General features: G+C 61.0%; 17 protein-coding genes. 3 read left to right on the forward strand and 14 right to left on the reverse strand.

Going from position 1 to position 19075, the window contains the following annotated elements:
* Positions 1 to 11: 11 nt before the first annotated feature.
* The 14 genes from lpxB to rpsB all read right to left on the reverse strand — a co-directional run bounded on the left by lpxB (position 12) and on the right by rpsB (position 14009).
* On the reverse strand, positions 12 to 1148 hold the full coding sequence (lpxB, locus tag F474_RS06690; protein WP_097083338.1) for a lipid-A-disaccharide synthase: 1137 nt from the start codon (positions 1146 to 1148) through the stop codon (positions 12 to 14).
* The gene (lpxA, locus tag F474_RS06695; protein ID WP_097083337.1) at positions 1148 to 1924 is read right to left on the reverse strand and encodes an acyl-ACP--UDP-N-acetylglucosamine O-acyltransferase; all 777 of its coding nucleotides are present in this window, start codon (positions 1922 to 1924) and stop codon (positions 1148 to 1150) included. Before lpxA ends, lpxB begins: the two co-directional genes overlap by 1 nt.
* Complete coding sequence (gene fabZ, locus F474_RS06700) at positions 1921 to 2361, reverse strand: 3-hydroxyacyl-ACP dehydratase FabZ (RefSeq protein WP_097083336.1); 441 nt, start codon at positions 2359 to 2361, stop codon at positions 1921 to 1923. Before fabZ ends, lpxA begins: the two co-directional genes overlap by 4 nt.
* Positions 2362 to 2470: 109 nt before the next feature.
* Positions 2471 to 3532: a UDP-3-O-(3-hydroxymyristoyl)glucosamine N-acyltransferase gene (lpxD, locus tag F474_RS06705; RefSeq protein ID WP_097083335.1), complete on the reverse strand. Its 1062-nt coding sequence runs from the start codon at positions 3530 to 3532 to the stop codon at positions 2471 to 2473.
* Positions 3529 to 4032: an OmpH family outer membrane protein gene (locus F474_RS06710; protein ID WP_097083334.1), complete on the reverse strand. Its 504-nt coding sequence runs from the start codon at positions 4030 to 4032 to the stop codon at positions 3529 to 3531. The genes lpxD and F474_RS06710 overlap by 4 nt, the downstream gene beginning before the upstream one ends.
* A gap of 43 nt (positions 4033 to 4075) precedes the next feature.
* Complete coding sequence (gene bamA / locus F474_RS06715; protein ID WP_097083333.1) at positions 4076 to 6436, reverse strand: outer membrane protein assembly factor BamA; 2361 nt, start codon at positions 6434 to 6436, stop codon at positions 4076 to 4078.
* Positions 6437 to 6509: 73 nt separating this feature from the next.
* Positions 6510 to 7865, reverse strand: coding sequence for a sigma E protease regulator RseP (gene rseP, locus F474_RS06720; RefSeq protein WP_097083332.1), 1356 nt, complete (start codon positions 7863 to 7865; stop codon positions 6510 to 6512).
* Positions 7866 to 7927: 62 nt separating this feature from the next.
* Positions 7928 to 9118 (reverse strand): 1-deoxy-D-xylulose-5-phosphate reductoisomerase, encoded by a 1191-nt coding sequence (gene ispC, locus F474_RS06725; RefSeq protein ID WP_097084246.1) that lies wholly within the window; start codon positions 9116 to 9118, stop codon positions 7928 to 7930.
* Positions 9115 to 9930, reverse strand: coding sequence for a phosphatidate cytidylyltransferase (locus F474_RS06730; RefSeq protein WP_097083331.1), 816 nt, complete (start codon positions 9928 to 9930; stop codon positions 9115 to 9117). The genes ispC and F474_RS06730 overlap by 4 nt, the downstream gene beginning before the upstream one ends.
* Entirely contained in the window at positions 9930 to 10685 is a 756-nt protein-coding gene (uppS, locus tag F474_RS06735) for a polyprenyl diphosphate synthase (protein WP_097083330.1), read from the reverse strand. Before uppS ends, F474_RS06730 begins: the two co-directional genes overlap by 1 nt.
* A gap of 15 nt (positions 10686 to 10700) precedes the next feature.
* On the reverse strand, positions 10701 to 11258 hold the full coding sequence (frr, locus tag F474_RS06740) for a ribosome recycling factor (protein WP_097083329.1): 558 nt from the start codon (positions 11256 to 11258) through the stop codon (positions 10701 to 10703).
* On the reverse strand, positions 11255 to 11998 hold the full coding sequence (pyrH, locus tag F474_RS06745) for a UMP kinase (RefSeq protein ID WP_097083328.1): 744 nt from the start codon (positions 11996 to 11998) through the stop codon (positions 11255 to 11257). Before pyrH ends, frr begins: the two co-directional genes overlap by 4 nt.
* A 232-nt stretch (positions 11999 to 12230) precedes the next feature.
* Positions 12231 to 13097, reverse strand: a complete 867-nt coding sequence (tsf, locus tag F474_RS06750; protein ID WP_097083327.1) for a translation elongation factor Ts — start codon at positions 13095 to 13097, stop codon at positions 12231 to 12233.
* Between the two features lie 168 nt (positions 13098 to 13265).
* Positions 13266 to 14009, reverse strand: coding sequence for a 30S ribosomal protein S2 (gene rpsB / locus F474_RS06755; protein WP_097083326.1), 744 nt, complete (start codon positions 14007 to 14009; stop codon positions 13266 to 13268).
* Positions 14010 to 14330: 321 nt separating this feature from the next.
* Between rpsB and map the strand changes: the two genes are divergently transcribed.
* Genes map through dapC form a run of 3 tightly spaced genes read left to right on the forward strand, consistent with a single transcriptional unit; the run spans position 14331 to position 19048 of the window.
* Complete coding sequence (gene map / locus F474_RS06760) at positions 14331 to 15110, forward strand: type I methionyl aminopeptidase (protein ID WP_097083325.1); 780 nt, start codon at positions 14331 to 14333, stop codon at positions 15108 to 15110.
* A gap of 35 nt (positions 15111 to 15145) precedes the next feature.
* A complete protein-coding gene (locus tag F474_RS06765) occupies positions 15146 to 17839 on the forward strand; it encodes a [protein-PII] uridylyltransferase (RefSeq protein ID WP_097083324.1) in 2694 nt (897 codons plus the stop codon).
* Between the two features lie 15 nt (positions 17840 to 17854).
* Entirely contained in the window at positions 17855 to 19048 is a 1194-nt protein-coding gene (dapC, locus tag F474_RS06770) for a succinyldiaminopimelate transaminase (protein WP_097083323.1), read from the forward strand.
* Positions 19049 to 19075 lie beyond the last annotated feature (27 nt).

The following is a 19075-nucleotide window of genomic DNA, read 5'->3' on the forward strand; positions in this document are numbered from 1 at the left end:
GCTCCTCGATATCAGCGATGAATCAACTGCAGCAAGGCTTCGGCCGCCTGATTGGAGGCGTCGCGGCGCAGCGTGCGATGGATGGCGTCGAAGCCTTCGGTCTGGCTTTGCTTGCCGTCGAGCAGCGGCGCAACGGCTTCGGCCAGGCGCTCAGCGGTGGCATCATCCTGTAAGATTTCGGGCACCAGCGCCTTCTGTGCCAGCAAGTTGGGTAGCGACACCCACGGGCTGGTCACCATGCGCTTGAGCAACCAGAACGTCAGGGGCGCAAGGCGATAGGTAACGACCATCGGGCGCTTGTACAAAAGCGCCTCCAAGGTCGCGGTTCCGGAGGCAATCAGCACCGCGTCACAGGCTTCCAGGGCCAGGTGTGATTGGCCGTCGAGCAATGCCACCGGAAGAGAACGCCCCGCAAGCATCGCCTCCAATTGTTGCCGGCGCTGTGGGTTGGCGCACGGCAGCACGAAACGAAGCCCTGGCCGCTGCGCAAGCAAACGCTCGGCGGCATCGAGAAACAATGGCCCAAGCCGCTTGACCTCGCCACCGCGGCTGCCAGGCATCAGTGCGACCACTTTCGCTTGCTCAGGTATACCCAATGTATAGCGTGCAGCTGCGCGGTCAGGTTCCAGGGCAATGGTATCTGCCAGTGAATGCCCGACGAACCGGACAGGCACGCCCTGCTCTTCGTAGAAGCGAGCTTCGAAGGGAAACAGCGTGAGCATCAGATCACACCCCTCGCGGATCTTGAGCACACGCTTCTGCCGCCAGGCCCATACCGAAGGGCTGACGTAGTGAGCGGTCTTGATGCCGGCCCGGCGCAGTTGCAGTTCGATGTTGAGGGTGAAATCCGGCGCATCGATACCGACGAACAAATCGGGTTTGGCGGCCTTCAGCTCGGCGATTAGCGATTTACGGCGCCCCAACAGCTCACGCAGGCGGCCCAGCACTTCAACCAGGCCCATGACCGCCAGGCGCTCCATGGGGAAGGATGAACGCATACCTTCTGCTTCCATCAAAGGACCGCCCACACCGATGAAACACGCATCCGGGTGGCGTGCCTTGATAGCGCGCATGAGGCCGGCACCCAGAATGTCACCGCTGGCCTCGCCTGCAACCAGAGCGACCAATAGTGGCTTAACATTTCCCATCAGCGAGTGATGCCCCGATTGGACTGCGCCACGGAGTCGCGAAAGATTGCGACTTCCGGATGCTGCAACGCTGGGCCATGCAATGCTGCGATCGCTTGCTCGATCGTCAAGCCTTCCCGGTAGACGGTTTTATAGGCCCTGCGCAGTGCCTGCATGCAGGGCTCGCTGAAGCCACGGCGCCGCATCCCTTCGAAATTCATGCTGCGCGCCTCGGCAGGGTTGCCGAACACGGTGACGAACGCCGGCACGTCCTTTCCGATGGCAGTGCCCATCCCGGAAAAGGCGTGGGCGCCGATGTGTACGTATTGATGCACAAGGGTGTAGCCGGACAAGATGGCATAGTCGCCCACATGAACGTGGCCGGCGAGTGCCGTATTGTTGACCAGGATGCAATGGTTGCCGATCACGCTGTCATGGCCGATGTGAGCATAGGCCATGATCAGATTATGATCACCCAGCGTGGTTTCGCCGCGATCCTGAACCGTGCCCCGGTGAATGGTCACCCCTTCACGGATAACGTTGTGATCGCCGATCACCAAGGTTGTGGGCTCACCCTTGTACTTGAGGTCAGGGGTGTCCTCGCCGACCGAGGAGAACTGATAGATACGGTTGAACTTGCCGATCCGGGTGGGGCCTCGCAGCACCACATGGGGGCCGATCACGGTGCCTTCGCCAATTTCCACATCCGCGCCAACGATCGACCACGGGCCCACCTCGACGCCGTCGGCAATCTTGGCCGAGGGATCGATGATTGCACGAGGGTCGATCGAACTCATAGTTTCTGTTCCGCGCAGGTAATTTCGGCCGAGCACACCGGCTTGCCAGCGACGGAGGCTACACAGTCGAACTTCCAGATCTGGCGTTTGCTGCTGACAAAACGGGCCTCGAGCACCAGTTGGTCACCTGGGCGAACGGGCTGGCGAAAGCGCAACTTGTCGGAGCCGACGAAATAGTAGAGCGTGCCGTCGGCAGGCGTGACGCCCATCATCTTGAACCCCAGGATGCCGGCGGCCTGGGCCATGGCCTCGATGATCAGAACGCCCGGCATGATCGGGTGCGCCGGGAAATGGCCATTGAAGAAAGGCTCGTTGATGCTGACATTCTTGTACGCGCGAATGCGCTTGGCCTCGACGTCCAGCTCCTCCACGCGGTCTACCAGCAGGAACGGGTAACGGTGAGGCAGGTATTCGCGAATCTCGTTGATGTCCATCATGTCGTGGAAAAGCCTGTATATGGAAAGTAAGGCGCTGCCATGATGCAGCGCCCCTTCATAGATCAAGACGGCAGATTATAGGCGGCGCGTGCTTGATAGTGAGCAGTTATCAGCCATCAGATGGCGTGTCGCTGCCGCGGGTCACGGCATCGACACGTTTTTCGACTTGGGTGAGCCGCCGCGACATGTCGTCAAGATGGCGGATCCGCGCAGCGCTCTTGCGCCATTCAGCTGCAGGCTGCATCGCCGTGCCCGAGGAATACGCACCCGGCTCGGTGATGGAGCGAGTGACCATGGTCATGCCGGTGATGAACACGTTGTCACAAATTTCGATATGCCCTACCAGCCCTACGCCACCGGCCAGCATGCAGTTGCGGCCGATCTTGGTGCTTCCGGAGATACCGACGCACGCAGCCATCGCAGTGTGATCACCGATCTGGACGTTGTGGGCAATCTGGATCTGGTTATCGAGCTTGACCCCGTTCCCGATCACGGTATCGGCCAGCGCGCCACGGTCCACGGCGGTGTTCACGCCAATTTCGCAGTCATCGCCCACGGTGACCCCACCGATCTGGGCGATTTTCTGCCACGTGCCTTTCTCGTTGGCAAAGCCGAAGCCTTCACCACCCAGTACAGCACCCGATTGGATGGAGACTCGCTTACCAATCCGCACGTCGTGGTACAACGTGACCCGAGGGGCAAGCCACCCGCCGTCGCCCACTTCCGAGCGAGCACCGACGAAGCAGTAAGCACCCAGCGTCACCCCAGCGCCGATCCGGGCGCCGGCTTCGATCACCACGAACGGGCCAACACTGGCCGTAGGATCTACCTGCGCATCTGCTGCGATGAGCGCGGTCGGATGCACGCCTGCCGGCGCCCTTGGTTTAGGGTCGAACTGGTGAGAGATCCGAGCGTAGGCCAGGTAGGGATCTGGGACGATCAGGGCATTGCCCCTGAACCCTTGCGCGTCGGCCGCTTTGAGCAGCACGGCACCTGCGGTGCAAGTGTCGAGGAATTTGCGGTACTGAGGATTGGCCAGGAAGCTCAGCTGCGACGGGCCGGCCTCCTGCAAGGTGGCCAGCCCGGTAATTTCAAGCGCTTCGGCGCCGCGAAGTTCAGCGCCTAGCGTAGCGGCCAGCTGGCCGAGGGTAATGCTCAAGGCCGTGCTCACTTGGCCTGGTTCATGCGCTCGATCACCTGGCGGGTGATGTCGAACTGAGGCTTCACGTCGACCACCGCGCCACGCTCGAGAACCAAGTCGAAGTTGCCTTGCTTGATAACCGACTCGACAGCGCTGTCGAGCTTGGGTTTGAGCTGCTGCAGCATATCGCGGTCAGCGGCGGCCTTCGCTTCGTTGAGCTCCTTGGACTGGAACTGGAAGTCGCGTGCCTTCTGCTTGAAGTCGAGCTCCAGGCGCTCGCGCTCGGCCTGTTGCATTTTGTCACCGCCGCTCACCAGGCGGTCTTGAATACCCTTGGCGCTGGCTTCCAGTGCCTTGAGCTTGTTCAGCTGAGGGCCGAACTTCTTCTCGGCATCGACAGCGTACTTCTTGGCAGCATCGGATTCGAGCAGGGCCATCTGATAGTTCAGAACGGCAATTTTCATTTCGGCGAAGGCCGGGGTAGCGATCATGGCCGCTGCGACGATGACCAGTTGGGTGAGCTTGCGCACGATGAACTCCTGCAGAAACCTTGTGTGATAGTGAGGCCCGACGTCAGAACGTCTGGCCCAGGGAGAACTGGAATACCTGCGTTTCGGCATTGTCAGGCTTCTTGACTGGCATCGCCAGGCTGAAGCTGAGCGGGCCCAGGGCCGTGATCCAGGTCACGCCAACGCCAACCGAAGCTGCCATGTTGGAGAAGTCGATGGTGCCGCAATCCTGTGTACGCACGGGGTGCGCGGCATCGTTGCTCGACTTGTACTGGCACTTGGAATCGAAGGTATTGCCCACGTCCCAGAACAGCGAAGTACGCAGCGATTTTTGATCCTTCACGAACGGCATCGGGAACAGGACTTCGGCGCCACCGGTGATCAGTACGTTGCCACCGAAGGCTACGTCGTCCTGGTCCGGGTCGGCGGTAGCGGGCGTACCGCGCGGGCCGAGGGTGCTGTCCTTGAAGCCGCGCACGGAGTTGAAACCGCCCGCGTAATAGTTCTCGTAGAACGGCAAGCCATCGGTTGAGCCGTAACCATCGCCATAACCCAGCTCGGTATGGAAACGCAGGGTATAGGTGTCGGTGATCGGCGCGAACACTTGGCCACGGTAGTCGATCTTGTAGAACGACAGGTCACTGCCCGGCGTGGTGGTTTCGAATGTCAAGCTCTGCGAGTGGCCACGGGTCGGCAGCGTACCGCGGTTGAGGGTCGAGTCAGACCAGCCAGCCGAGGCCTTGAAGTTGGTGAAGCTGTCGCCTTCACGATTGATGAAGTCGTAGATCTCGCCAACAGTGTAGGTACCGGTATTGATGTTATCGCGCTGTACCGTCAGGCCGAAGTTCAGGCGAGAGGTTTCGCTGATCGGATAGCCGAAGTTCAGGCCGGCACCCAGGCTGTCCACCGCGTAGCTGGCCACGTCGACATCCAGCTCATCGTAGTCGGTCTTACGGTAGAAGGCGTTGTAGCCGAGGCTCACGCCATCGGGCGTGTAGTACGGGTTGACGAAACTGAAGTTGTAGCGGGTCTGGTACTCCGAGCGGGTCAAGCCGATGCCGACCTTGTTACCCGAACCCAGGAAGTTGTTCTGGCTGATCGAACCACCCAGGATCAGGCCGGCGCTCTGAGCGAAACCGACGCTGGCGGTAATCGAGCCGGAAGGTTGCTCTTCCACGGCGTAGTTCACGTCTACCTGGTCATCGACCCCCGGAACGGCTGGAGTTTCGACGTTCACTTCCTTGAAGTAGCCCAGGCGCTCCAGGCGCGTTTTGGACTGGTCGATCAGGTAAGTGGAAGCCCAGCCACCCTCCATCTGACGCATTTCGCGGCGCAGCACCTGGTCGTCGGTTTTGGTGTTGCCCCGGAAGTTGATGCGATCGACATACGCACGCTTGCCCGGGTCGACGGTGAACAGGATATCGACGGTGTGATCGTCGTCATGAGGCTGTGGTACGCCGCGCACGTTGGCGAAGGTATAACCTTCGTTACCCAGCCGGCGAGTGATCAGCTCGGAGGTATTGGTCATTACCTTACGGGAAAACACTTGGCCTTTCTGGACCAGCAGCAGCGCCTTGATCTGGTCTTCGGGAACCTTCAGATCACCGGCCAGCTTCACGTCACGAACGGTGTACTTGGCACCTTCATTGATGTTTACGGTGATGTAGACGTGCTTTTTGTCCGGGGTGATGGACACCTGAGTCGAGGTGATGTCCATGTTGATGTAGCCGCGGTCCAGATAGTAGGAACGCAAGCGCTCGAGGTCGCCGGACAGTTTCTCGCGAGCGTACTTGTCGTCATTCTTGATGAATGACAACCAGTTGGTGGTCTTGAGCTCGAACAGGTCGCGCAGGTCTTCCTCGGGGAAGACCGTGTTGCCCACCACGTTAATGTGCTGGATGGCCGCGACCGTGCCTTCGTTGATCTTGATCTTCAGGCCTACCCGGTTGCGCGGCTCGGTCACCACTTCGGTATCGACAGAGGCAGAGTAGCGACCTTGGGCAACGTACTGACGTTGCAGCTCGTTACGTACGCCTTCGAGCGTTGCACGCTGGAAGATCTCGCCTTCGGACAGCCCGGACTGACGAAGCCCCTTGAGCAGGTCGTCGGTGGAAATGGCCTTGTTGCCCTCGATCTCAATGCTGGCGATCGAGGGGCGCTCGACAACGTTGATGACAAGCACGTTGCCATCACGGTTCAGGGTAATGTCCTGGAAGAAACCTGTCTTGAACAGGGCTCGGGTGGAATCCACCAGGTGGGCGTCATCGGCAGTGTCGCCCACGTTGAGCGGCAGCGCGCCGAACACGCTACCGGCGGACACCCGTTGCAAGCCGTTGACACGGATATCGGAGATAGTGAAGGACTCGGCGTGAACTTCGGCGATCATCAGTGCGGACAGCACCGCGGTAAGCAGCAGACGTTTCATGAAGTCCTTTCTTGTTCCTTACGGCAATAAACAAACTGCCGCACAGGCGGCAGGTTCGCAATTGAGCGATGCGTTACAACAACCGACCCAGATCGTTGATCAGGGCAAGCAACATGACCCCGACCACCAGGCTGACACCAATCTGGATCCCCCAGCCTTGCACCCGATCCGATACGGGCCTGCCCCGCACCCACTCGATCAGGTAAAACAGCAAATGCCCCCCATCCAGTACCGGAATAGGCAGCAAATTCAGAACCCCCAGGCTAATACTCAGATATGCCAGGAAGTTCAAAAAATCTCCCAGGCCCGACTGGGCCGAAGCGCCCGCCACTTTAGCAATGGTTATCGGCCCACTCAAGTTTTTTACAGAGAGCTCGCCGAACAGCATTTTCTTTAGTGAATCAAGGGTCAACACAGTCATCGACCACGTACGCCGTGCGCCCTCAACCACCGCATCGAGCGGCCCGTAACGCACCTCACGCAGCATCTGCGCCGGAAACTCCACAGGCTTGACCCCTGCCCCCAGGTAGCCAGCCGCAGCACTGCCCTCGCCTCGCGTTGCCAGTGTGACGGGTACCTGCAGACGCTCCCCGCCCCGTTCGATACTGAATACCACCTTGGCACCGGCGCGCTGACGCACGCGGTCCACTACCTGCTGCCAGTCGCCCAGCGCCTGGCCATCGAGCGCCACCAACCTGTCACCAGCGTGCAGCCCAGCGGCGTGCGCTGGCCCTTCAGGATCGAGCTCGGCCAATACCGGTTCAAGCGCAGGCCGCCAAGGCTGCAGGCCCAGCGAGCGGATCGGGTCAGGCTCATCGGCACCTTGCAGCCAGTGATCGAGCTGCACCTGATGAATCACCGGCTGGCTGTTACCCTGCTCGATAACACCCAGAGCCAGGCTGCCGCTCTCACCCAGGCGCCTGACCATTGCCAGATTGACACCGGCCCAGCCCTGAACGGCGCGCCCGTCGACCGATACGATTTCCTGGCCCGAAGCCAAGCCGGCAGTTGCCGCGAGGCTGCCTGGCTGAACCTCGCCAACCACCGGGCGAACCTGCTGCGTGCCCAGCATCGCCAAGGCCCAGAAAAATACAATGGCGAGCAGAAAGTTTGCGATCGGCCCCGCGGCGACGATAGCGATGCGCTGCAACACCGGCTTGCGATTGAACGCCTGATGCGCCAACACCGCGGGAACATCACCCTCCCGTTCGTCGAGCATCTTCACATAGCCGCCCAAAGGAATCAGCGCGACCACGAATTCAGTACCGTGGCGATCGTTCCAACGCACCAGTGGCATGCCAAAGCCTACGGAAAACCGCAGCACCTTTACCCCACAGCGACGCGCGACCCAGAAATGGCCGAACTCGTGGAAGGTAACCAGCACACCCAGTGCAACCAGGGTGCCAAGGATCATGTAGAGCGCGCTCATTCGTGTCTCCAGTCTCGGGAGTGTCAGGCGTCAGGAGGCGGATCAGTGCGCCTCATCGGACCTCATTGCCCAGTGCGAGTCAACCATTGATTCGCCCTGGCGCGCGCTCTTGCATCGGCTTCGAACACTGCGGGCAAGGCCTCTAGCGCCACCACCGGCTCGGCTTGCAGCACAGCGTCGATCAGGCAGGGAATGTCGGTAAAAAGAATTCGCCGCTCAAGAAACGCCTCAACGGCGATTTCGTTGGCCGCGTTGAGCATCGCCGGGGCGCTGCCGCCCGCCCGTGCGGCGTCGAACGCCAAACCAAGGCAAGGAAAACGCTCGAAGGCCGGTGGTTGAAAGTCCAGGCGGGCGACCGTGAACAGATCAAGCGGCGCCACGCCCGAATCGATGCGCTCAGGCCAGGCCAACGCATTGGCAATGGGCGTGCGCATGTCGGGGTTGCCCAACTGCGCGAGTACCGAGCCATCTACATAGTCGACCAGCGAATGGATGACGCTCTGGGGGTGCACCACCACCTCGACCTGATCGGGTCGCGCATCGAACAGCCAGCAAGCCTCGATCAACTCAAGGCCTTTATTCATCATGCTGGCCGAGTCGACCGAAATCTTGCGCCCCATCGACCAGTTCGGGTGAGCGCACGCCTGCTCCGGCGTGACCTGTTCAAGGGCCTGAACAGGCATTTCACGGAATGGGCCGCCACTGGCTGTCAGGAGGATGCGGCGCACGCCAATCGGCGCGAGGCCCCGGCGATAATCGGACGGCAGGCACTGAAAGATGGCGTTGTGCTCGCTGTCGATAGGCAGCAACACCGCCCCGCTATCACGCACGGCTTTCATGAACAATGCGCCGGACATCACCAGCGCTTCCTTGTTGGCCAGCAGCACCTTTTTGCCTGCATGCACAGCCGCCAGGGTCGGCGCGAGCCCGGCTGCACCAACGATAGCCGCCATCACCGCGTCGACCTCTGGTGATTCGGCGACCTGGCAGAGCCCTTGCTCGCCCAGCAATACCTCGGTGCCTAGGTTCAAGGCTGCCAAGCCTTCGCGCAGCCGCACCGCGGCCGGTTCGTCTGGCACGACTGCAAAAGCAGGGCGATGCCGTTCGCACAGGGCTAGGAGTTGCTCGAGGCGGCTGTAGCCGGTCAGGGCGAAGACTTCGTAGCGCTCGGGGTGGCGAGCAATGACGTCGAGGGTGCTCAGGCCAATCGAACCGGTCGCACCCAAGACGGTGATCCGCTGAAGCCCGCTCACATCGCGCCCCAACCGGCAGCCCAGAGCAGAACTGCGAACACCGGCACGGCGGCGGTAAGGCTGTCGATGCGATCCATCACGCCGCCATGGCCCGGAAGCAGGTGGCTGCTGTCCTTGATACCGGCACGGCGCTTGAACATGCTTTCGGTGAGGTCGCCCACTACCGAGATGCACACCACTACGGCCGCACCAGTCAAGGCCAGTAGGGTTTCCAGCACGCCCAGATGCCGGTACATCGATACCCCTAGCGTAATCAGCAAGCTCAATGCCAGGCCGCCATAGGCGCCTTCCCAGCTTTTACCCGGGCTCACCTGTGGTGCCAGCTTGCGTTTGCCAAAAGCCCGCCCGGAAAAGTAGGCACCTATGTCGGCGGCCCATACAAGCACCATCACCATGACGATCAACCAGTTGCCCAGTGCCCACTGCTTGAGCAGGGTCAGCCCCTGCCATGCCGGCAGCAGGATGAGCAATCCAATGACCAACTTGCTCGCCACATTGTCCCAATGCACGGCGCTACGGGGGTAGGTCAACACCAGAAAGGTCGCCAATGCCCACCAGATCACGGCCAGGCCCAGCACCCAAGGGGCGAGCCCAGGCGAGAGGTAAAAAACGAACAGCACCAAGGCGATGACCAGGCCGTAGGCGACCCGTTGCCATTGCGCCTGAAGCCCTCCCATGCGAGCCCATTCCCAGCCACCAAGGCTGACCACCGCTCCGATGAACAAAGCGAACCAGCCCCCCTCAAGAAGGAAAAACCCTCCCAGCGCCAAGGGCAGCAGCACCAGTGCGGTAAGAATGCGTTGTTTTAGCATCAGGCTCGGGCTCCGGCCTCGACTTGTTCGCTGGTCTTGCCAAAGCGACGTTGACGCGAGGCGAAATCAGCCAGCGCGGTGCGCATGGCTTCGTGTTTGAAGTCCGGCCAGAACAGGTCGGAAAAATAAAGCTCCGCGTACGCCAGTTGCCACAACAGGAAGTTGCTGACGCGGTGCTCTCCACCGGTGCGGATGCACAGGTCTGGCAGCGGCAGGTCTCCAGTGGACAGGCAGGTTTGCAGCAAGCCGGGGGTTATGTCCTCGGGCCGCAGGTGGCCGGCCTGGACTTCCCGAGCCAGCCGCTGCGCTGCCTGCGCGATATCCCATTGGCCGCCGTAATTGGCGGCGACCTGCAGGATGAAACGCTGATTGCCCGCCGTCAAAGCCTCGGCCTCACGCATTGCCGCCTGAAGCTCCGGGTGAAAGCGGCTGCGGTCGCCGATGATACGCAAGCTGATGCCGTTGTCGTTCAGCCGCCGCGCCTCGCGGCGCAGCATGGTGAAGAACAGCTCCATGAGCGCACCCACCTCGTCGGCCGGCCGCTGCCAGTTCTCGCTGGAAAACGCGAACAGCGTAAGCACCTCGACCTTGGCCTCGGCGCACACTTCGATCACTGCACGTACCGCATCGACTCCGGCTTTATGCCCGGCAACACCCGGCAGCAGGCGCTTCTTGGCCCAGCGATTGTTGCCGTCCATGATGATCGCCACGTGCCTGGGCACCTGCTGTTGCATAACGGGCTTGGTCTTTTCCATGGGGCAAGCTTGGCCTCAAACGGCCATCAGATCCTTTTCCTTTGTTTCCAGAGCGCTGTCGACATCGGCAATGTGCTTGTCGGTCAGCTTCTGGATGTCATCAGCGGCACGACGCTCTTCGTCTTCGCTGATTTCCTTGTCCTTGACCAGCTGCTTGAGCTTGCTCAGGGCATCACGGCGCACGTTGCGCACTGCCACGCGCGCATCTTCGGCGACGCCACGCGCCTGTTTGGTATAACCCTTGCGGGTTTCCTCGGTCAGTGGCGGCATCGGCACGCGAATGGTGGTGCCGGCGCTGGATGGGTTCAGGCCCAGGTCGGAGGTGAGGATGGCCTTCTCGATGGCGGCTCCCAAGGACTTGTCGTGAGCGACGATCTTCAGAGTGCGGGCGTCTTCCACGGAGATAGCAGCCACCTGGTTCAGCGGCATCTCGCTGCCCCAGGCCGGAACCTTGACGCTTTCCAGGATACTGGGGTGCGCGCGACCGGTACGAATGGTGCCAAGGTTGTGGCTAAGCGATTCCAGGGTCTTGCCCATGCGCTCCTGAGTGTCTTTCTTGATGTCGTTGATCATTCCACGCCTTCCTCGATCAAAGTACCTTCGGCGCCGCCCACGACGATGTTGAGCAGGGCGCCGGGCTTGTTCATGTTAAAGACTCGCAGCGGCATCTTGTGGTCACGGCACAGGCAGATTGCCGTGAGGTCCATCACGCCCAGCTTGCGGTCCAGCACCTCATCATACGTGAGGCGGTCGAATTTCTCGGCATGCGGATCCTTGAATGGATCGGCCGTGTAGACGCCATCGACCTTGGTGGCCTTGAGCACTACGTCTGCATCGATCTCGATCGCGCGCAGGCAGGCCGCCGAGTCGGTGGTGAAGAACGGGTTGCCGGTACCTGCGGAGAAGATCACCACGTCGCCAGTCTTGAGGTGGCGAATGGCCTTGCGGCGGTCGTAATGATCGGTAACACCGACCATGGAGATGGCGGACATGACGATGGCGGAGATGTTCGAACGCTCCAGCGCATCGCGCATTGCCAGCGCGTTCATTACGGTAGCCAGCATCCCCATGTGGTCGCCGGTCACCCGATCCATGCCGGCTGCGCTCAAGGCGGCGCCGCGAAAGAGGTTACCGCCACCGATCACCAGGCCTACCTGAACACCGATGCCGACCAATTGGCCAACCTCCAGCGCCATGCGGTCAAGCACCTTGGGATCGATGCCGAAGTCTTCGGAGCCCATCAGGGCCTCGCCACTGAGTTTGAGCAAAATGCGTTTGTAGCGAGGTTGCCGACCACTCACCTGCTGGGCCATTGCGTATCTCTCCTGCGGCGTCTGTTTGCAAAAAATTCTAGGGCACTTTCTACCCTGGGTAACTCTAGCGCTATCGCGCCGTCCCGGCATGGCTGGATAAGCCAGCGCCAGGTTTCAGGTTGTGTATGAAAAACAGGCCAATGGCCGACCTTTCGTACAAATCCTGCCCTGCTTTGAAAAAGAGGCTGCGCGCTTTAGCGGGCAGCCTCTTTTCACGACCAGCGAAAGCGGATTACTGCTTGCTGGCGGCAGCTACCTGGGCAGCAACTTCGTCAGCGAAGTTGTCGACCGGCTTCTCGATGCCCTCGCCCACTTCGTAACGAACGAAGGAAACGATTTCTGCACCGGCTTTTTTGACCAGCTCGCCGACCTTGACTTCAGGGTCCATGACGAAGGCCTGCTCGACCAGGCTGGCTTCAGACAGGAACTTGTTGATACGGCCCTTGACCATGTTCTCAACGATGTTGTCTGGCTTGCCAGCGATCTTGTCGGCGTTGAGCTGCAGGAAAATTTCCTTTTCCTTGGCTACCAGCTCGGCAGAGATCTGGTCAGGCGAAACCACGGCAGGGTTGCTGGCGGCAACGTGCATGGCAACGTGCTTGGCCAGTTCCTCGTTGCCGCCCTTGAGCACAACCAGAACGCCGATGCGGTGGCCGTGCAGGTAAGCACCGACGGTGTCACCGGAAACGGAGGCCAGGCGGCGGATGTTCACGTTCTCGCCGCATTTGGCAACCAGCGCCTCACGGGCCGATTCGCGCGAAGCGATCAGCGGAGCGGCGTCAGTCAGGTTCTGCTCGAACGCTTCGTTCAGGCTGTCCTTGACGAAGCCTTTGAAGTCATCCTGCAAAGCCAGGAAGTCGGTCTGCGAGTTGACTTCGATGATCAGGCCACGGCCGCCTTCGACGCGAACGGCGATGGCGCCTTCAGCAGCGATGTTGCCGGCCTTTTTGGCAGCCTTGATGGCACCGGAGGCGCGCATGTCGTCGATGGCCTTCTCGATATCGCCATTGGCGGCAACCAGAGCCTTCTTGCATTCCATCATGCCTTGGCCGGTACGCTCACGCAGTTCCTTGACCAGCGCTGCAGTAATTTCTGCCATTTCAAAATCCTCTTGGATAAATTTCGACCAGACCACCCGACGATGCGGGCGCTCGAATCTTGGATCATCGCGCGCGAAGGTTACGAACGCGGGCGCCAATCCTGAAGGTGGCAAAAAGGGGGCCTAGCCCCCTTTTTGCGTGACAAGCCGTGCCGGTTGGCCTACGGCTCAGCCTTCAGCTGCGGTGTTGGCAGCTTCTTCCTGCACGTACTCTTCGGTGCCGCCACCTACATTGTTGCGGCCACGAATCACGGCGTCAGCCATGGCAGTCATGTACAGCTCGATGGCGCGGATGGCGTCGTCGTTACCTGGGATGACGTAATCGACGCCTTCCGGGCTGCTGTTGGTATCGACGATACCGATGACCGGGATGCCCAGCTTGTTGGCTTCGCTGATGGCAATGCGCTCGTGATCGACGTCGATAACGAACAGGGCATCAGGCAGGCCGCCCATGTCCTTGATACCACCCAGCGAACGGTCCAGCTTCTCCAGATCGCGCGAACGCATCAGCGCTTCTTTCTTGGTCAGCTTGGTGAAGGTACCGTCTTCGGCCTGGGTTTCGAGCTCGCGCAGGCGCTTGATCGACTGGCGGATGGTTTTGTAGTTGGTCAGCATGCCGCCCAACCAGCGATGGTCGACGTACGGCGAACCGCAACGAGCCGCTTGCTCGGCGACGATCTTGCCAGCGGAACGCTTGGTGCCGACAAACATGATCTTGTTTTTGCCCTGGGCCAGACGCTCGACGAAGGTCAGTGCCTCGTTGAACAGCGGCAGGGTTTTTTCAAGGTTGATGATGTGAATCTTGTTGCGCGCGCCGAAAATGAACTTGCCCATTTTCGGGTTCCAGTAACGGGTCTGGTGGCCGAAGTGCACACCGGCCTTCAGCATATCGCGCATGTTGACTTGGGACATGATAGTTCCTTGATAAGTCGGGTTAGGCCTCCACGCATCCCAATGATCCAACCTCTGGCACAAAGCCTTCGGCACCCAGGTCATCGTGTCGATACGTGTGTGGGTTTGAGCTTCGCGGAGGCACCCCCGCGAAACGGCGCACTTTATACCACAGTTCCCTGGCAGAAGGAACTGCCACAAGGCTGGCCCCGTCTGTTTTGCGCCACGCAGGCAATCGCGCGACAATCACACCCAGCCTGGGGCCCGACGCGGGGGCGGCGCCTCTGGTAGAATCGCGGCCTTATACATTGTTTCAAGCGCTGCGGCGCCAAGAGAGCATTCATGACCGTGACCATCAAGACGCCCGAGGACATCGAGAAAATGCGCATCGCCGGCCGCCTGGCCGCCGAAGTGCTGGAGATGATCGAGCCTTACGTCAAACCCGGGGTAACCACCGAGGAACTGGACCGCATTTGCCACGATTACATCGTCAACGAGCAAAAGGCCATTCCTGCGCCCCTGAACTACAAAGGCTTCCCCAAGTCGATCTGCACCTCGATCAACCACGTAGTGTGCCACGGCATCCCCAATGAAAAGCCCCTGAAGAACGGCGATGTATTGAACATCGACATCACCGTCATCAAGGACGGCTACCATGGCGACACCAGCCGCATGTTCAACGTAGGCACCGTGCCACAGTGGGCAGAACGCCTGTCGAAGGTCACCCAGGAGTGCCTGTACATGGGCATCGAAGTGGTACGGCCGGGCGCGCACCTTGGGGACATTGGCGCAGTGATCCAGAAGCATGCCGAGAAAAACGGCTTTTCGGTCGTACGTGAATACTGTGGCCACGGCATCGGCAAGGTCTTTCACGAAGAGCCCCAGGTGATGCACTACGGCGTCGCCGGCGAGGGCCTGGAGCTCAAGGAGGGGATGATCTTCACCATCGAGCCGATGATCAACCAGGGCAAGGCCGATACCCGCCTGCTCGGGGATGGCTGGACGGCCATCACCAAGGACCGCAAACTCTCCGCCCAGTGGGAGCACACCATTCTGGTGACTGCCACCGGCTACGAGATCCTCACCCTGCGCAGCGACGACACCCTGGCCCGCTGCAACTGATCGACGTTCGCACGCATATAAAGGAAGGCCGCCCGATGCCCCAGATGGACCCAGAGCTGTTCGACCGTGGCCAGTTCCAGGCGGAGCTGGCCCTTAAGACCAGCCCGATCGCTGCGTTCAAAAAGGCCATTCGCCAGGCGGGTGAAGTGCTCGACAGGCGCTTCATCGAGGGCCGAGACGTGCGCCGCCTGGTCGAAGATCGCGCCTGGTTCGTCGATTGCCTGCTCCAGCAGGCATGGGGACAGTTCGACTGGAGTGAAGACGCCGACATCGCGCTGGTAGCAGTGGGTGGCTACGGCCGTGGCGAGCTGCACCCGTATTCGGACATCGACCTGCTGATTCTGCTGGAAAGCGCCGACCACGAGATATTTCGTGAGCCTATCGAGCGCTTCCTCACCCTGCTCTGGGACATCGGCCTGGAAGTGGGCCAGAGCGTGCGCTCGGTGGATGAGTGCGCTGAACAGGCCCGGGCGGACCTGACCGTTATCACCAACCTGATGGAATGCCGGACCATCGCCGGCCCTGATCGGCTGCGCAAGCGCATGCTCGAGGCCACTGCCACCGAGCGCATGTGGCCAAGCCGCGAATTTTTCCTGGCCAAGCACGAAGAGCAGAAGGCGCGCCATCACAAGTACAACGACACCGAGTACAACCTGGAACCCAACGTCAAAGGGGGCCCGGGCGGCCTGCGCGATATCCAGACCCTGCTCTGGGTAGCACGGCGGCATTTCGGCACCCTCAACTTGCAGGCCCTGGCCAGCCAAGGGTTTCTGGTGGAAAGCGAGATCAGCCTGCTGGCCTCGTCTCAGGAATTTCTCTGGAAGGTGCGCTACGCCCTGCACATGCTCGCCGGGCGAGCCGAAGACCGGCTACTGTTCGACTACCAACGCAAGATCGCCGAGCTGCTGGGTTACACCGACGGCGATGCCAAGCTGGCCATCGAGCGTTTCATGCAACAGTACTACCGGGTGGTGATGAGCATCGCCGAACTCAGTGACCTGATCGTGCAGCATTACGAAGAGGTCATCCTGGCCGATGACGGCAGCCGCGCGCTCACGCCACTCAACTCCCGGTTCCAGTTGCATGACGGCTACATTGAGGCCACCCACGCCAACGTGTTCCGGCGCACGCCCTTCGCAATGCTCGAAATCTTCGTGCTGATGGCACAAAACCCGGATATCAAGGGCGTACGCGCCGACACCATCCGCTTGCTGCGCGAGCATCGGCACCTGATCGACGACAGCTTTCGCAACGATATCCGAAACACCAGCCTGTTCGTTGAGCTGTTCAAATGCGAGGTCGGTATCCACCGCAACCTGCGCCGTATGAACCGTTACGGCATCCTGGGTCGGTACCTGCCAGAGTTCGGTCACATCGTTGGGCAAATGCAGCACGACTTGTTCCATATCTATACCGTCGATGCGCACACGCTTAACCTGATCAAGCACCTGCGCAAGCTGCAGTACACCCCCATCTCCGAGAAATTCCCGTTGGCCAGCAAGCTGATGGGCAAGCTGCCCAAGCCCGAGCTGATCTACATGGCGGGCCTGTACCATGACATCGGCAAGGGGCGCGGCGGGGACCATTCGGAGCTGGGTGCGGTGGATGCCGAGGCGTTCTGCTCGCGCCATCAGCTGCCGGCTTGGGACAGCCGGCTGATCGTGTGGCTGGTGCAAAACCACCTGGTAATGAGCACCACCGCCCAACGCAAGGACCTTTCCGACCCGCAGGTGATTCACGATTTCGCCCAGTTCGTTGGCGACCAGACGCACCTGGACTACCTGTACGTGTTGACCGTGGCTGACATCAACGCCACCAACCCGTCATTGTGGAATTCCTGGCGAGCCAGCCTGCTGCGCCAGCTCTACACGGAAACCAAATTGGCGCTGCGCCGGGGCCTGGAAAACCCGGTCGACCGCGAACAGCAGATCCGCCATACCCAGAATGCAGCACTCGACACCCTGGTACGGGGCGGGACCGACCCGGACGAGGTCGAGCAGTTGTGGTCGCAATTGGGCGATGATTATTTCCTGCGTCACACCTCCGGCGACGTGGCCTGGCACACCGATGCCATCCTCCAGCAGCCGCCCAGTGGCGACCCATTGGTGCTGATCAAGGAAACCACGCAGCGCGAATTCGAAGGCGGCACGCAGATCTTCATCTATGCGCCCGACCAGCACGACTTCTTCGCCGTGACGGTAGCCGCGATGGACCAGCTCAACCTGAACATCCACGACGCGCGCATTATCACCTCCAGCAGCCAGTTCACCCTCGACACCTATATCGTGCTGGACAACGAAGGTGGCTCGATCGGCAACGACCCGGCGCGCATCGAGCGCATTCGCCTGGGCCTTACCGAAGCGCTGCGCAACCCCGACGATTACCCGACCATCATTCAGCGCCGCGTACCGCGCCAGCTCAAGCACTTCGCCTTCGCCCCGCAAGTGACGATCCATAATGACGCCCAGCGCCCGGTTACGGTACTGGAACTGGCCGCGCCCGACCGCCCAGGCTTGCTGGCGCGGGTCGGCAAGATCTTCCTGGACTTCGACCTCTCTCTGCAGAACGCGAAGATCGCCACATTAGGCGAGCGCGTCGAAGACGTCTTTTTCATCACCGACGCGGCTAACCAGCCGCTGTCCGATCCACAACTGTGCGCTCGCCTCCAGGAGGCGATCGTCGCGCAGCTGTCGGTCGAGCAGCCGGAACTGCCGCGCATCAGCATCTGACTTGCGAACGCACTCATGAACGACGCCCTGAACCAGCTGCAACCCTACCCTTTCGAAAAACTGCGCAAGCTGCTCGCCGGCGCCGAACATACCCAGGGGCTTGGCCACATCGCCCTCTCTATCGGCGAACCCAAGCATGCCTCACCCGAGTTCGTCGCCCAGGCGCTGCGCGACAACCTGGCGCAAATGGCCGTCTACCCCACCACTGCTGGGTTGCCGGCGCTGCGCGAGGCTATCGCGCATTGGTGCGAGCGGCGCTTTGGCGTGCCCGCTGGTTGGCTGGACGCAGCCCGGCATGTGCTGCCGGTCAACGGCACGCGCGAGGCCTTGTTCTCGTTCGTGCAGACGGTGGCGCAACGTGGCGTCGACGGCTTGATCGTCAGCCCCAATCCGTTCTATCAGATCTACGAAGGGGCGGCGCTGCTGGCGGGAGTGCAGCCGCACTACCTGGCTTGCCTGGCCAGCCACGGCTTCAACCCGGATTTCGACGCCGTACCCACCCAGGTCTGGGAGCGCTGCCAGATCCTGTTTCTTTGCTCACCCGGTAACCCCACTGGCGCGTTGATCCCGCTCGAAACGCTCAAGCGCTTGATCTCCCTGGCCGATGAGCACGACTTCGTGATCGCCGCCGACGAGTGCTACAGCGAACTGTACTTCGACGAGGGCACCCCGCCCCCTGGCCTGCTGACCGCCTGCGCCGAACTGGGCCGCAGCGACTTCAAGCGCTGCGTGGTGTTTCATAGCCTGTCCAAGCGCTCCAACTTGCCTGGCCTGCGCTCGGGCTTCGTGGCAGGCGATGCCGACATTCTCAAGGCGTTTCTGCTCTACCGCACCTACCACGGCTGCGCGATGCCGGTACAAACGCAACTGGCCAGCATCGCGGCCTGGAGCGACGAAGCCCACGTGCGCGCCAATCGTGACCTGTACCGCGAGAAGTTCGACGCGGTATTGAACATCCTCTCGCCTGTTATGGACGTGCAACGCCCTGATGGCAGCTTCTATCTGTGGCCGAATGTGGGTGGCGACGATGCTGCATTCTGCCGGGAGCTGTTCGAGCAGCAACACGTGACCGTTGTACCCGGCTCTTACCTTTCGCGCGATGCTGGCGGCCAGAACCCGGGAGCCGGCCGCGTGCGCATGGCACTGGTTGCGCCCTTGGCAGAGTGTATCGAAGGGGCACAGCGGATTCGTGAATTCGTTACGCGCTGAAGGGCCTGCACCTGCCCAGTGCGCTGA

This window comes from Pseudomonas sp. URIL14HWK12:I12 (genome assembly GCF_003097135.1).
Taxonomy (GTDB): Bacteria; Pseudomonadota; Gammaproteobacteria; order Pseudomonadales; family Pseudomonadaceae; genus Aquipseudomonas.

Excerpts from the sequence above, each read along its gene's own strand:
- lpxB (WP_097083338.1), bottom strand. The coding sequence starts at position 1,148 with ATGGGAAATGTTAAGCCACTATTGGTCGCTCTGGTTGCAGGCGAGGCC.
- lpxA (WP_097083337.1), bottom strand. The coding sequence starts at position 1,924 with ATGAGTTCGATCGACCCTCGTGCAATCATCGATCCCTCGGCCAAGATT.
- fabZ (WP_097083336.1), bottom strand. The coding sequence starts at position 2,361 with ATGATGGACATCAACGAGATTCGCGAATACCTGCCTCACCGTTACCCG.
- bamA (WP_097083333.1), bottom strand. The coding sequence starts at position 6,436 with ATGAAACGTCTGCTGCTTACCGCGGTGCTGTCCGCACTGATGATCGCC.
- rseP (WP_097083332.1), bottom strand. The coding sequence starts at position 7,865 with ATGAGCGCGCTCTACATGATCCTTGGCACCCTGGTTGCACTGGGTGTG.
- F474_RS06730 (WP_097083331.1), bottom strand. The coding sequence starts at position 9,930 with ATGCTAAAACAACGCATTCTTACCGCACTGGTGCTGCTGCCCTTGGCG.
- uppS (WP_097083330.1), bottom strand. The coding sequence starts at position 10,685 with ATGGAAAAGACCAAGCCCGTTATGCAACAGCAGGTGCCCAGGCACGTG.
- frr (WP_097083329.1), bottom strand. The coding sequence starts at position 11,258 with ATGATCAACGACATCAAGAAAGACACTCAGGAGCGCATGGGCAAGACC.
- pyrH (WP_097083328.1), bottom strand. The coding sequence starts at position 11,998 with ATGGCCCAGCAGGTGAGTGGTCGGCAACCTCGCTACAAACGCATTTTG.
- tsf (WP_097083327.1), bottom strand. The coding sequence starts at position 13,097 with ATGGCAGAAATTACTGCAGCGCTGGTCAAGGAACTGCGTGAGCGTACC.
- rpsB (WP_097083326.1), bottom strand. The coding sequence starts at position 14,009 with ATGTCCCAAGTCAACATGCGCGATATGCTGAAGGCCGGTGTGCACTTC.
- map (WP_097083325.1), top strand. The coding sequence starts at position 14,331 with ATGACCGTGACCATCAAGACGCCCGAGGACATCGAGAAAATGCGCATC.
- F474_RS06765 (WP_097083324.1), top strand. The coding sequence starts at position 15,146 with ATGCCCCAGATGGACCCAGAGCTGTTCGACCGTGGCCAGTTCCAGGCG.
- dapC (WP_097083323.1), top strand. The coding sequence starts at position 17,855 with ATGAACGACGCCCTGAACCAGCTGCAACCCTACCCTTTCGAAAAACTG.